This window comes from Bradyrhizobium sp. 186, from assembly GCF_023101685.1.
Taxonomy (GTDB): domain Bacteria; phylum Pseudomonadota; class Alphaproteobacteria; order Rhizobiales; family Xanthobacteraceae; genus Bradyrhizobium.
In genome coordinates, this window is record NZ_CP082164.1 from 5967507 (window position 1) to 5979976 (window position 12470).

The 12470-nt window shown below is 64.3% G+C and carries 11 protein-coding genes; 1 reads left to right on the forward strand and 10 read right to left on the reverse strand.

What is annotated here, in order from left to right:
- Positions 1 to 49: 49 nt before the first annotated feature.
- Together IVB18_RS28735 and IVB18_RS28740 are read right to left on the reverse strand one after the other, a co-directional pair.
- Positions 50 to 1594, reverse strand: coding sequence for a GMC family oxidoreductase N-terminal domain-containing protein (locus IVB18_RS28735; RefSeq protein ID WP_247983764.1), 1545 nt, complete (start codon positions 1592 to 1594; stop codon positions 50 to 52).
- A gap of 4 nt (positions 1595 to 1598) precedes the next feature.
- On the reverse strand, positions 1599 to 3161 hold the full coding sequence (locus IVB18_RS28740) for an ABC transporter substrate-binding protein (protein WP_247983765.1): 1563 nt from the start codon (positions 3159 to 3161) through the stop codon (positions 1599 to 1601).
- On the opposite strand from IVB18_RS28740, the gene IVB18_RS28745 reads away from it, so the two are divergent.
- Positions 3139 to 3399: a hypothetical protein gene (locus tag IVB18_RS28745; protein ID WP_247983766.1), complete on the forward strand. Its 261-nt coding sequence runs from the start codon at positions 3139 to 3141 to the stop codon at positions 3397 to 3399. The genes IVB18_RS28740 and IVB18_RS28745 overlap by 23 nt on opposite strands.
- 53 nt (positions 3400 to 3452) lie before the next feature.
- Here the strand turns inward: IVB18_RS28745 and IVB18_RS28750 are convergent, their stop codons facing one another.
- From IVB18_RS28750 to lepB, 8 genes are all read right to left on the reverse strand, one after another.
- Complete coding sequence (locus IVB18_RS28750; protein WP_247983767.1) at positions 3453 to 5678, reverse strand: hypothetical protein; 2226 nt, start codon at positions 5676 to 5678, stop codon at positions 3453 to 3455.
- A 227-nt stretch (positions 5679 to 5905) separates the two neighbouring features.
- On the reverse strand, positions 5906 to 8164 hold the full coding sequence (gene parC / locus IVB18_RS28755) for a DNA topoisomerase IV subunit A (protein ID WP_247983768.1): 2259 nt from the start codon (positions 8162 to 8164) through the stop codon (positions 5906 to 5908).
- 60 nt (positions 8165 to 8224) lie between these two features.
- Entirely contained in the window at positions 8225 to 8500 is a 276-nt protein-coding gene (locus tag IVB18_RS28760) for a hypothetical protein (protein WP_247983769.1), read from the reverse strand.
- 90 nt (positions 8501 to 8590) lie between these two features.
- A complete protein-coding gene (gene recO / locus IVB18_RS28765) occupies positions 8591 to 9343 on the reverse strand; it encodes a DNA repair protein RecO (protein WP_247983770.1) in 753 nt (250 codons plus the stop codon).
- Positions 9344 to 9473: 130 nt separating this feature from the next.
- Positions 9474 to 9854, reverse strand: coding sequence for a hypothetical protein (locus IVB18_RS28770; protein WP_247983771.1), 381 nt, complete (start codon positions 9852 to 9854; stop codon positions 9474 to 9476).
- A gap of 21 nt (positions 9855 to 9875) precedes the next feature.
- Positions 9876 to 10802 (reverse strand): GTPase Era, encoded by a 927-nt coding sequence (gene era / locus IVB18_RS28775; RefSeq protein WP_247983772.1) that lies wholly within the window; start codon positions 10800 to 10802, stop codon positions 9876 to 9878.
- Complete coding sequence (gene rnc, locus IVB18_RS28780; protein WP_247983773.1) at positions 10792 to 11613, reverse strand: ribonuclease III; 822 nt, start codon at positions 11611 to 11613, stop codon at positions 10792 to 10794. Before rnc ends, era begins: the two co-directional genes overlap by 11 nt.
- Complete coding sequence (lepB, locus tag IVB18_RS28785) at positions 11610 to 12374, reverse strand: signal peptidase I (RefSeq protein WP_247983774.1); 765 nt, start codon at positions 12372 to 12374, stop codon at positions 11610 to 11612. Before lepB ends, rnc begins: the two co-directional genes overlap by 4 nt.
- Positions 12375 to 12470: the final 96 nt, after the last annotated feature.

Consider the following 12470-nt stretch of genomic DNA (forward strand, 5'->3'; position numbering starts at 1 on the left):
GAGAATGTGAACTCTCGCCTGCTGTTTGAAATGTGAATCGAAGCGACGGCTAGCGCATCATCATCCGCGCGATCGCCTCGCCGATCACAACGGTCGTGAAGTGGGTGTTGGCCCGGCAGTCCGACGGCATGATCGAGGCGTCGGCAACGCGTAAGCCCGCGATGCCCTTCACCGTGCCGTCGGGATTGACCACGCCATCGGCATTCTTGAAGCCGGTCATGCGGCAACTGCCGGCGGCATGCTGGATATCTCCGGTTTCACGGCGCAGCAACGCATCGAGCTCATGATCCGGCAGCGCCGCAGCTTGCGGCAGCGTCAGATCGGTGTCGGTCAGCCGTATCCAGTCGGCGATGCCGGCCAGCGCCGGCTGGGAGGTGATCACGGCCAGGCGTTTCACCGCATCGATCATGCGCTGCATGTCGCGAGGATCGGCCAGCATGTTCTCCTCGACGATCGGATCGACCCCGGGATCGATCGAGGCGAGCTTGAGCGAACCGCGCGAATAGGCGTTGAACAGCCCGGCGCCGATGGCCCCGGGTACACCGATGCCGCGGTGGTTGAAGGCGATCAGGATCATGTCGCGCTTGCCGCCGCCAGCGAGGCCGGAGGAATAGGTCACGCAGCAATTGGTGTGGCGGGTGTCCGGATCGGTGGGCCGGAGATCCTTGCGGAGCTCGATCGTTGCGCGAAACAGCGGGTGGTCGAAGAAGTGCCGGCCGACCGGCAGGTCCTGTTCGACCGCAATGCCCATCGCCTTCAACTCGTCGGCCGGTCCGATGCCCGAACGCAGCAGGATCGCCGGGCTGTGAATGGCGCCGGCGCAAAGCACGATCTGGCGCGCGCTGATCTCGCTCGTGCCCTGACCCTCGACATGAACGCGGACGCCGGTCGCCCGGCCGTCTTTGATCACCACGCGATCGACCAACACCTTGCCGCGAATCTCCAGATTGGCGCGACCGCGTGCAGGCTCCAGATAACCCTCATTGGTCGTGATGCGATGGCTGTCGCGGCTGTTGATCGGGTAACAGGCCACCCCCTCGCCGTCCGGACCGTTGACGTCGGCACACCACGGATAGCCGCTGGCCAGCGCCGCATTGCGCAAGGCCCGATCGATCGGGCCCCATTTTTCGGGCGGCGCGCGATAAACCGGCAACGGGCCGCCGCGTCCATGACCTTCGACCTCGCCGAATTCCAGATCATCCTCGATCACCGAGAACAACGGCATCACGTCTTTGGCCGACCAGCCGGTGCAGCCATTGGCCGCCCATTCATCGAACGCATCGGCCACGCCGCGGATGGCGATCTGACCGTTCATCATCGAGCTGCCGCCGAGCCCCTTGCCGCGCCAGTAGAACCGCGGCTCCTGCCCCACCACGCGGCGCGTCAGGAGATCGGGCCACTGCCATTTTTCCTGGAACTCGCGCTTGTGGATGATCGGTATGGGATTCGGCGTCGTCACCTCCCAGGGCGCCTCGTCGGCGCGCCAGTCGAGCCCCGCTTCGAGCAGCAGGACGCGCCTCGCGGGATCCTCGGAAAGCCTTGCCGCAACAGCGGCGCCGGCAGAGCCGCCGCCGACAACAATGACATCGTACATCGCGTTACTTCTCAACGTTCCAGAAAACCGGGATGGCGGACGGAATCAGATTACGCCAATTGGCGCGATAGGCAGCCGGCTGGGCGAATTGGCCCCACGGAATCGCCGGCGCCTGATCGTACATCACGGTCTGGATCTCCGCGGCGATCTTCTTGCGATCCTCTTCGGCAGGCGCTTTGGCGAAGGCTTCCATCAACGGCGTGATGCGCGGGTCGCACTGCCAGCCGGTGAAGTCGACGCAATTGAATGCCACCATGACGTTGGTCAGCGGCGAGCCCAGATCGAAGCCGCCGGCGTGAACGCCATACACGCTCCAACCCTCTTTCTTGGCGCGGCGCGCCAGCACGGTGGCCCAGTCCATCACCTGGAGATCGACGTTGAACCCTACAAGCTTCATCCGCTCGGCCAATACCTGCGCCGAGACGCGCGGGGCTTCGAGATCGTTGGCCTGCATGACGACGACCGGTTCGCCCGCATATTTCGTCGCCTTCAGGGCGGCACGCGCCGCTTCGACCGACGGGCTCGCCGCAGCTTCGGTGCCGGCCTTGCTGTCATAGGTGGTGCCGCATGTGAAGTATGTCGCACACGGCGTTGCGTATTTGGCGCCGAGGCCGAGCGCATCCAACACTTCGTGCTGATCGACCAGCTTCCACAGCACGCGCCGGATCGCCGGATCGTCGAACGGCTTCGACGCGGCGTTGAGGCGATAGGCGCCGGCGAACATGTTGCCGCCGGTGAAATTGACCAGTTTCACGCGAGGGTTCTTCTCGAGCATCGGCAAGAGATCGAACGGTGCGTACTGCATGAAGTCGACTTCGCCGCTCTGCAGGGCCGAGGCGGCGGTAGAGCCATCGGGGATGACGCGGATTTCGAGCGTGTCGATGTTGACGCGTTTGCCGCCGGCGAGGAAGTCAGCGGGTTCGGGGCGAGGCAAATAGTCGGCGAATTTCTTTAGGATCATGCGGTCGCCGGTGCGGTGATCGGCCTTGTTGTAGACGAACGGGCCGGAGCCGACGATCTCGGTGATGCGCTGGTCGCCGGGCGTCCTGGCAATGCGCTCGGGCATCATGAAGGCGACCGGGCTGACGGGATTTCCGAGGGCGTCGATGACGAGGCCGGACGGCTCCTTCAGCGTCAGCACGAAAGTCTTGGCGTCGGTCGGCTCGAGCGATGCCGTAACGGCGAAGATGCGACGGCCGAGCGCGCTGCGGGTGCCCCAGCGCCTCAGCGACGCCACGCAATCGGCTGCCGTGACCGGCTGGCCGTCATGCCACTTCAAGCCGTCACGCAGCGTGAAACTGTAGGTCAGCCCGTCCGGCGACACTTTCCAGTCCTGCACCATCTGCGGCTTGACGTCGCCCTTGGCATCCTTCGCGAACAGGGTGTCGAACACCATGTAGCCAAACGTGCGCGAAATATAGGCCGTGGAAAAATGCGGATCGAGCGTGACGATTTCCGCCTCAAGCACCGCGACGAGGTTGCCTGCCGCATGCGCCGGCGTGAGCGCCGGAGCGGCAACCAGCGCGAGCCCGAACAGCGCCGGAATGAATGCCTTCAGTTTGGACATTGGTGCCTTTTTGCGATTTGGGGAGTTCGTTTGCGATTTGGAAAAATCAGAACGGTGCACGGAAAACACGGGTTTTCTCGGGCGATTCTTAAAAGCAACGTTCGTGCCGCACGCGACGGAATCGCTCATGCCGTGGCGACTACCTGCCGCGCGTTTCCGCGATGCGGGCGGAGCTATGATCCGGTTTGACCCGACGGCGCAGCGTCAGATGGCAACACAAGACAGAAATCGCCAGTGACGACAATTTGCGGTCGCGGCAGTGACCTTGCGACTGGTGATCTGAGCGGAGCTCTATGGCGTGAATTTGTAGGACAGGCCGGCGCGAACGGTATCGATCGTCTGCCGACCGCCGCGATCGGTAGCGGGCGTGCCGCCGGGCTCGGTGGTGGCGATGTTGGTGGTCGCTTCCACCGTGCCGAAATCGTAGTGCAGATACTCGATGCGGCCGATCCAGTTCGAATTGCCGAGGAAGGCCTCGACACCGGCGCCGGCGGCCACCCCGAAATGATTGCGCGCCGTCTCGATCACGGCAGCCGTGACCGGGCTGGGGGCCGAGTTGGCCGAGGCATCGATGCGGTGCGCGCGCTCGAACGCGAGACCGCCGGTCGCATAGAGCAGCCAGCCGCTTGATGGCGTCCAGCCGAGACGCCCGCGGACCGTGCCCATGTATTTGACGTTGTCCGACAGCGTGTCGCTGACGGTGCCCGCGAGCACGGTTGGCGTCGAGCCCTTGATGCCGGTCGCGCTGCCGTCGATCTCGACACCCGCAACGACGCTCGCATACTGCCAGTTGTAGCCGGCCTGGCCGCCGCTGAGCCAGCCTTTCGACCTGATATCGCCGATGGTGACCCCGCCAAGCAGCGAGCCGTTCGAAAAATCGTTCTGCTTCCAGCCATAGCCGCCATGGGCACCAAGATAGAAACCGGACCAGTTTTGCAGTGATGGCGCGGGGCCGGCCTTGGCATAGGCTAGCGCAGACACGGGCAAGGCGGCGTCCGGCCCGAACTTGTAGGACACGCCGGCGCGCACGAGGTCGACGGTCTGGTGGCCGATCGAGGTCGCCGCGGCAAAATTCGTGAACGGCGGCGAGACGGCGACCAGGCTTGAATCGGAACGGACGCGGCCGAAATCGTAGTGCAGATATTCCAGCCGCCCGATCCAGTTGCTGCTGCCGAGCATCATCTCACCCCCCGCACCTGCAACCCAGCCGAAGCGGTCGCTCGGTGTGTCCGTCCGCGTGGTAGTGATGCCCGTCGCGGTGGTGTCCTGCCGCACCTGGGTGATCTCCAGCCGTTCCCAGGCGAGGCCGGCAGTACCATACAGCAGTATGGTGTCGACCGGCGTCCAGCCGAGACGGCCGCGCACGGTACCGAGATATTTCACCTTCTCGTCGAACTTCAGCGTCGAGGCGAAGCCAGGAAACGCGATCGATGCCGTCGAGGTGCTGCCCTTGATGTCGGCTGCGCTGAGGTCGGCCTCGAGGCCGGCGACCACACGATCATATTGCCAGTTGTGGCCGAACTGGCCGCCCGCGACCCAGCCTTGCGACTTTGCGCCGGTCAACGCGCCGTCCGGTGCAAAGTCGAGCAGCGGCAGCGGCAAGGTCGCGGGATCATCGCCCCAGCCATAGCCGCCATGGGCACCGGCGTAGAAGCCGGCCCAGCCGTTGCGCGCCGATGCCATCACCGGCGCCTTGGCGTAAGGCACCGGCGCGAGACGCGCCCGCTCGCCAAACTTGTAAGACACGCCGGCGCGAACCACGTCGATGGTCTGCGCCCCCGACGTCGAGTTCACCTGGCCGATCGCAGCGGTGATCGCGGAGGAGTCGGCGGTCTGGCCGAAATCGTAATGCAGATATTCGATGCGGCCGATCCAGTTCGGGCTGCCCAGCATCGCCTCGACGCCGGCGCCGGCGACCCAGCCGAACTTGTCGGTCGGCGTGCGGCTGGACGACAGCGTCGCACTGACCGGCGCCGTCGAGGTCTGCAGTGTCTGCGATGTGGAGTCGAGCCGCTCCCAGGCGAGGCCCGCGGTCCCGTACAACAGCACGTTATCGGCCGGCAGCCAGCCGAGGCGACCGCGAACGCTGCCGAGATATTGCACCTTCTCGCTGAGGGTGATGGTCGTCGCGTCGGTCCCGCCGAGGAGTTGGCTGACCGCGTTGCTGCCCTTGATGTCGGTCGCCGAGAAATCGAACTCGAGCCCGGTGACGGCGCGACCGAACTGCCAATTGTAGCCGGCCTGTGCGCCGTAGACGGCGCCTTTCCCGCGGATGCCGTTGATCGATTGCGGCGTCGCCAGCGCGAACGCTTCCGATTGTGAGAACTCGTCGCGCTCCCAGCCATAGCCGCCGTGGACACCGAGATAGAAGCCCGCCCAGGACGCGGAGAGCGCCGGCGGCGCCTTGACCACGGGCAAGTCCGCCGCGAGCGCCGAACCGGACAATGCGATGATTGAGACGCTACAAAGAAGCAGGCAGCGCGGCGTACGCAACACCGTGTTCGATCCCAGCCCCATTCCCAGTCCCCAACGAAATTCCCAAAATATCCTAGCACAAATGGAATCACGGTGATTCGTGATTCGCTATCTCTCGTTGAGCGAACCATCGCGAAAGCCTTGCGGCGTGTTCAAACGGCAACAGCAGACCGCGGGAAATGCTACAATTAACGGCACAAAGGTAATCAAACGCTAGGAGGTGCGCGATTTGCGAATCAGCAAGACGCACCTCCCGTTTGAAAGTTGAGCTACCCGATCACCCGCCCGAACTTGTTCGACTTCGGAAATCCCTTGGGCGGCAGGCGGCCGGCGTCGGCGCGAGTGCCTTGCCACTCGGCTAGCTCCTTCATGGTCGCTGAGAATTCGCGGCCGGCAGAGTCCTTCCAGGTGAGGCCAGGCTTGGCGTCGAACACCGCGATGTCGGACAGGCCGCCTTCCTTGTATTTCTGCAGGCGCACGCCGCGGCCGCGCGCCATCTCCGGCACCTGGTCGAGCGGGAAAACCAGCATCTTGCGGTTCTCGCCGATCACCGCGACCGTGTCGCCGAGCACTTCCGTGATCGCGTGCGCCTCGTTCGGCATGTCGACGTTGAGAACCTGCTTACCCTTCTTGGTGGTGCCGACGCAATCGTCCTCGTTGACGACGAAGCCCTGGCCCTCGTGACTCGCGACCAGGAATTTTCGTCCACCCTTGTTGACGAACAGCGCAACCGGCGCTGCCTCCTGCTCCATGTCGATGAACAGGCGGATCGGCTCGCCGTGACCGCGCCCTCCCGGAAGCTTGGCGACGTCGAGCGAATAAAACTTGCCGTTGGTGGCGAACAGCAGCAGCTTCGACGTCGTCTCGGCGAAGAAGGCGAGGCCGAGCTTGTCGTCCTGCTTGAAGGTAAGGCCTGAGAGGTCCTCGACATGTCCCTTCATGGTGCGGATCCAGCCCTTGTCGGAGACGACGACGGTGACCGGCTCGCGTTCGACAAAGGCTTCCTCGATCGCCGCGAGATCGTGCTCGGGCGCATCGGCAAAGGTGGTGCGGCGCTTGCCGAGCGGCGTCTTCGGCCCGAACATGTCGCGGACCTTGCCGACCTGCTCGCCGACCTTCTTCCACTGCTCGGGCTCCGAAGCGAGGAGCGCGTTGACGCCCTTGAGCTCGTTGCGGAGATTCTTGTCCTCGGTGCGGATCTCCATTTCCTCGAGCTTGCGCAACGAGCGCAGCCGCATGTTGAGGATGGCTTCGGCCTGCACCTCGGTCAGCTTGAACGCCTTGATCAGCGCCGGCTTCGGCTCGTCCGCGGTGCGGATGATCCTGATCACCTCGTCGAGGTTCAGATAGGCGATCAGAAGGCCGCCGAGAACTTCCAGCCGGTTCTCGATCTGGACCTTGCGATAGTTGGTCCGGCGGATCAGCACGTCGCGCAGATGGTCGAGCCATTCGCGCAGGGCTTCGGCAAGACCGACCACCCTGGGGATGCGGCCTTTCATCAGCACGTTGAGGTTCAGCGGGATCTTGTTTTCCAGCTCGGTCAGCCGGAACAGCGATTCCATCATCAAGGCGGGATCGACATTCTTCGACTTCGGCTCGATCACGAGACGAACGTCTTCGGCGGACTCATCCCTGACATCGCCGACCAGCGGCAGCTTCTTCTGATCCAGGAGCTCGGCGATCTTTTCGACCAGACGCGACTTCTGCACCAGAAATGGAATCTCGGTGATCACGACCACCCAGGTGTTGCGGGCGCCCTCCTCCTGCTCCCACCTGGCGCGCACGCGGAAGGATCCGCGGCCGGTGGTGTAGGCCTCCGCGATCGCCTGCTTGGAATCGACGATGATGCCGCCGGTCGGGAAATCCGGCCCCTTGACCCATTTCAGCAGCGATTTCGATTTGGCGTCGGGCTTCTCGATCAGGTGCAGCGCGGCGTCGCAGAGCTCGGCCGCATTGTGCGGCGGAATCGAAGTCGCCATACCGACCGCAATGCCTTGCGCGCCGTTGGCAAGCAGGTTCGGGAAGCCGCCAGGCAGAACGATGGGCTCTTTCGACTGACCGTCGTAATTGGGGCGGAATTCGACGCCGTCTTCGTCGATGCCTTCGAGCAGCAGCCGCGCGACGTCGGTCATGCGCGCTTCGGTGTAGCGGTAGGCGGCCGGATTATCGCCGTCGATGTTGCCAAAATTGCCCTGGCCGTCGACCAGCGGATAGCGCGAGGAGAAATCCTGCGCGAGGCGCACCATGGCGTCGTAAATCGCCTGGTCACCGTGCGGATGGAACGAGCCCATCACGTCACCGACGATCTTGGCGGATTTCTTGAAGGCCGTACCCGGGTCGAGCCTGAGCAGGCGCATGCCGTAGAGGATGCGCCTGTGCACCGGCTTCAGGCCGTCACGCGCATCCGGCAGCGCGCGGTGCATGATCGTGGAGAGCGCATAGGCGAGATAGCGCTCTTCCAGCGCGTCCCGCAGCGGTACCTCGTGAATTTCAGCCGGCTTCTCCGGCGGAATCAATCGTTTTCCCATGCCGCCCGGTTAAACCGTGGAAGCGAATCGGGCAAGGATCGATTGGTTCCCTGTGGGCGGCTATTGCCCCGCCCAGCCCGCGGTCACGGGTTGGTTTTTGGCCTGTGCAGGTGCCGGCGCATTGACGACGCAGCGGCGGGCAGCCTCGATCTCAGCCTCGGTCGCGCCATGGGACCGCGCCCATGTCTCTGCGGCCACAGCAGAATATTTCGCTACATAGTACCTGACGACGGTGCAGGAAGCACGGCGAAACAGGCCCGGTTGCGGCTCGCCGGCTATCGCATCCGGCGCAAGCGCGAATAGCGCCGCTGATAGCGCAAATCCTCTGATCAACATTTAGGCTGACCCCGTTGTGGAACCTAAGCCAACGTTGGCGGGTCGATCTTGTTCCGGGGGACATTAGGGCAATGCAGAGGCGCAGTCAGTTCATGGCGCCGGAATCGCCGCCCTCGCCTGTTGCCGCGTCAGTGCGTTGATGAAGCCGGCTCGCGCGTCGGAATGGCCCTGTCCGCGCGGCTCCAACACGTGGCGCAGCAGGAACAGGCCGGTGAGTCGAAAGCCATCCTGGAGATCCTGGTCCGTGAGCTCGCTTGCGGCTTCGCCATGGCGCAGGAACGGCGGCAGCCGCAGCAACCGGTCGCGCCACGGCTCGCCCGCCGTTCGCGAGACCGCGCCGCCGGATTTGGGCGAAACATAGATCAGGTCAGCGGTTTCCCCGGTCACCGCGCAATTTTCCAGCGCCAGCCCGAAACCGAGTTCGCCGAGCATCGCCAGCTCGAAATGGATCACATGCACGGCGGCGCCACCGATGTCGTCGAAATCGTCGAGCGAATGTTCGAGCTGCGCAAAAATCTCCTGATGTGGATCGCGCTCCGGAAGAAGCCGCGCAACCGAGGCGAGATGGGTGACGCCGTAGACGCCGTGGGACGATGCCAGCAGTGTGGCGGCGCGCAGCTTGAGGCCCTCGATCGCGTAGGTGCCGAGATGCTCGTCGAGCCGGGCGCGCCACACCGCACTGACGCTGTTGCCGGGTTGCAGCAGGGGACGCATCCGCGAGCCGGCGCCGCCACGCACGAGGCCGAGATGCCGCCCGTGCTCGCGCGTCAAGAGCTCGACGATGGCGCTGCTCTCGCCATGCCGCCGCACCCCCAGCACGATGCCTTCGTCGGTCCATTCCATGGGAGGAAGTTTACAGGATTCCAATCGGGAGCGCAGCGCTCTCTCCTCGTCATTCCGGGGCGACGCGAAGCATCGAACCCGGAATCTCGAGAATCCGGGTTCACCTCTTCGAGGTCACCCCGGAATGACGCTAGGCGTTGAACCACCCCTGCGCATCGCCGCTGAAGGAAAAATACAATCCCACCGTCGTCAGCACGCAGGAGACGATCTCGATGGCGCTATCGAGCTCCATTCCCTTCTCGCCAATGATCTGGCCGAGCGAGATCACCGACAGCACCAGCGCCGCCGCCAGCACCCAGCGCGGCCAGTTCTTCCGCCAATGCGCCGCGAGCCAAACGAAATAGACCAGCAGCGAAATCATTCCGCCGGCGAGCAGCGTCGCCGTCATGATCATCTGGTCGGTCATTTCAATTGTCGGCGTGCGGTCCTGGACCGCGACCGATAGGGCATCCAGCATCAGCGATGCATAGAGCAGCGCTTCGAAGCGCCGGACGTTGCGGGGCACGCTCATCGGATACCGATCTTTTCTTGGTTATTCCCTGGGGAATTCCAGGCCCATCTCGCGATAGCGATCGGGATCGTCGCCCCAGTTCTCGCGCACCTTGACGAACAGGAACAGATGCACCGGCACGCCCAGGATCTCGGCGAGCTCTTTGCGCGAGTCCGCGCCGATCGACTTGATGGTGGCGCCGCCCTTGCCGAGCACGATCTTGCGCTGGCTTTCGCGCTCGACGAAGACCGTCTGCTCGATGCGCACCGACTTGTCCTTGCGCTCCTCCCACTTGTCGGTCTCGACGGTGGACTGATAGGGCAACTCCTGGTGCAGCTTGCGAAAGATCTTTTCGCGGGTGATCTCGGCCGCGAGCTGTCGCATCGGCGCGTCCGACATCTGGTCCTCGGGATAGAGGAACGGGCCCGGCGGCACCATCCCGGCGAGAGTGCTGCGGATGTCGTCGACGCCGTCGCCCGAGATCGCCGAAATCATGAAGGTTTTCACGAACGGCATGCGCTCGTTGGCGGCCTGCGCCAGCGCCAGGAGCTTCTCGCGCTGGACCAAATCGACCTTGTTGATCACCAGAATCTTCTCGTGATTGACGCTCGCCGCCTTGGTGAGGATCGCCTCGGCCTCCTCGTCGATGCCGCTCTTGGCGTCGAGCAGCACGCAGACAAGATCGGCGTCATGCGCCCCGCTCCAGGCGGTCGAGACCATGGCGCGGTCGAGCCGGCGCTTGGGCAAGAAGATGCCGGGCGTATCGACCAGGATGATCTGCGCGTTGTTCTCGATCACGATGCCGCGGATCAGCGCGCGCGTGGTCTGCACCTTGCGCGAGACGATCGTGACCTTGGCCCCGACCAGCGCATTGACCAGCGTGGACTTGCCGACATTGGGCGCGCCGATCAGCGCCACGAAACCGCAGCGCGTCGCGGCGGGCGTCTCGCCGCTTGCTTCAACCGTCATTGCTGCCGCCGACACCTTCGCGTTCGATCATGACTGAGGCCGCCACCTTCTCTGCCGCGCGCTTGCTGCCGCCGATGCCTTCGGCCGGCGCAAGGCCCGGCAGGTCGACCGCGACGCGGAATTGCGGATCGTGGTGCGGGCCGGTGCGCTCGACTTCGCGGTAGACCGGCGTCGGCAATCCCTTCCCCTGTGCCCATTCCTGCAGCACGGTCTTGGGATCGCGCAGCGGCCGCCGCGGCTTGTGCATGCGCTCGGTCCAGTTGCGCTTGACGAACTCGGACGCTGCCGCATGGCCGCCGTCGAGGAAGATGGCGCCGATCACGGCCTCGCAGACATCGCCCAGTATCGACTTGCGCAGGCGGCCATCGGCGCTGGGGCCGACCGAGCCCAGCTTGATGTCGTCGAGCAGACCGAGCGACTTGGCGACATCGGCGCAGCTCTCCTTGCGCACGAGCTCGGCAAGACGCTTGGACAGCTCGCCCTCGTCGGCATTCGGGAAGGCGTGATAGAGCATGTCGGAGACGACCAGCCCGAGCACGTGGTCACCGAGAAATTCGAGCCGCTGATAGCTGTCGCCGCGCTTGCGCCCGGATTTCAGTGCCGAGACGTGCGTGATCCCCTGCATCAGCAGGTTCGGGTCGGCGAAGCTGTGGCCGATGCGCGCCTCGAGCGCGGCGTTCGCGTCCGTGCCCTTGGCCTTGCTGCTCTTCGCCCGCCTCTTCCGCGCGGGCGTCTTGGAAACAGCTTCGCCGTCAGGGCCCGCTTGCGCCTCTATCGGTTGGGTCGCGATGTCCTTGGCTTCGTCTTTCATCGGACAATTTTGAAGAAGCGGTTCCAGCGCACCGCCCACGGCCAGCGCCAGAACATCCAGGCATGCTCGCCTTCGGCGATCGAGAAGAAGATCATCTGGGCGCGGCCGATCAGGTTTTCCTGCGGCACGTAGCCGACCTGGCCGAGGAAGCGGCTGTCGGTCGAGTTGTCGCGGTTGTCGCCCATCATGAAGAAGTGGCCGGGCGGCACATTGTAGACGTTGGTGTTGTCCATGTAGCCGTTGTCGGCGCAATCCAGCGTCTCGTAGGACACGCCGTTCGGCAGCGTCTCCTTCCAGCGCTTCACCCGAGAGATGCCGCCGCCCTCGGAGCCGCAGGGGTCCTCGCCGACATACTCGCTCATGCGCTGCCGCTCGACCGGGGTGTCGTTGATGTAGAGCAGCCCGTCCCTCATCTGGACGCGGTCGCCGGGAAGGCCGATCACGCGCTTGATGTAGTCGGTGGAATCTTCCTTCGGCAGGCGAAACACGACGATGTCGCCGCGGTTCGGGTCCGAGCCCCAGACCCGCCCCGAGAACAGCGGCGGCGAGAACGGGATCGAGTAGTGGCTGTAGCCGTAGGAATATTTGGAGACGAAGAGGTAATCGCCGACCAGCAGGGTCGCCTTCATCGAGCCGGACGGGATGTTGAAGGGCTGGAACAGGAAGGTGCGGATCACCAGCGCGATCAGGAGAGCATGGATCACGACGCGGATCGTTTCGCCGACGCCGCTCTCAGTTTTCGTTCCCGAAGTCACGCTCATTGCTCTCTCAATTCCGGCCGGCGGTCACAGAGCGCCCCCCTCCCGCGAATAGCCCATCGCTTCGCGGCCCAAGGAGATTGTCCTGATTCTGATAAT

What these genes read in the sequence shown, in the direction of transcription:
- IVB18_RS28735 (WP_247983764.1), bottom strand. Translation starts at nt 1,594, where the DNA reads ATGTACGATGTCATTGTTGTCGGCGGCGGCTCTGCCGGCGCCGCTGTT.
- IVB18_RS28745 (WP_247983766.1), top strand. Translation starts at nt 3,139, where the DNA reads ATGAATGCCTTCAGTTTGGACATTGGTGCCTTTTTGCGATTTGGGGAG.
- IVB18_RS28740 (WP_247983765.1), bottom strand. Translation starts at nt 3,161, where the DNA reads ATGTCCAAACTGAAGGCATTCATTCCGGCGCTGTTCGGGCTCGCGCTG.
- IVB18_RS28750 (WP_247983767.1), bottom strand. Translation starts at nt 5,678, where the DNA reads ATGGGGCTGGGATCGAACACGGTGTTGCGTACGCCGCGCTGCCTGCTT.
- parC (WP_247983768.1), bottom strand. Translation starts at nt 8,164, where the DNA reads ATGGGAAAACGATTGATTCCGCCGGAGAAGCCGGCTGAAATTCACGAG.
- IVB18_RS28760 (WP_247983769.1), bottom strand. Translation starts at nt 8,500, where the DNA reads ATGTTGATCAGAGGATTTGCGCTATCAGCGGCGCTATTCGCGCTTGCG.
- recO (WP_247983770.1), bottom strand. Translation starts at nt 9,343, where the DNA reads ATGGAATGGACCGACGAAGGCATCGTGCTGGGGGTGCGGCGGCATGGC.
- IVB18_RS28770 (WP_247983771.1), bottom strand. Translation starts at nt 9,854, where the DNA reads ATGAGCGTGCCCCGCAACGTCCGGCGCTTCGAAGCGCTGCTCTATGCA.
- era (WP_247983772.1), bottom strand. Translation starts at nt 10,802, where the DNA reads ATGACGGTTGAAGCAAGCGGCGAGACGCCCGCCGCGACGCGCTGCGGT.
- rnc (WP_247983773.1), bottom strand. Translation starts at nt 11,613, where the DNA reads ATGAAAGACGAAGCCAAGGACATCGCGACCCAACCGATAGAGGCGCAA.
- lepB (WP_247983774.1), bottom strand. Translation starts at nt 12,374, where the DNA reads ATGAGCGTGACTTCGGGAACGAAAACTGAGAGCGGCGTCGGCGAAACG.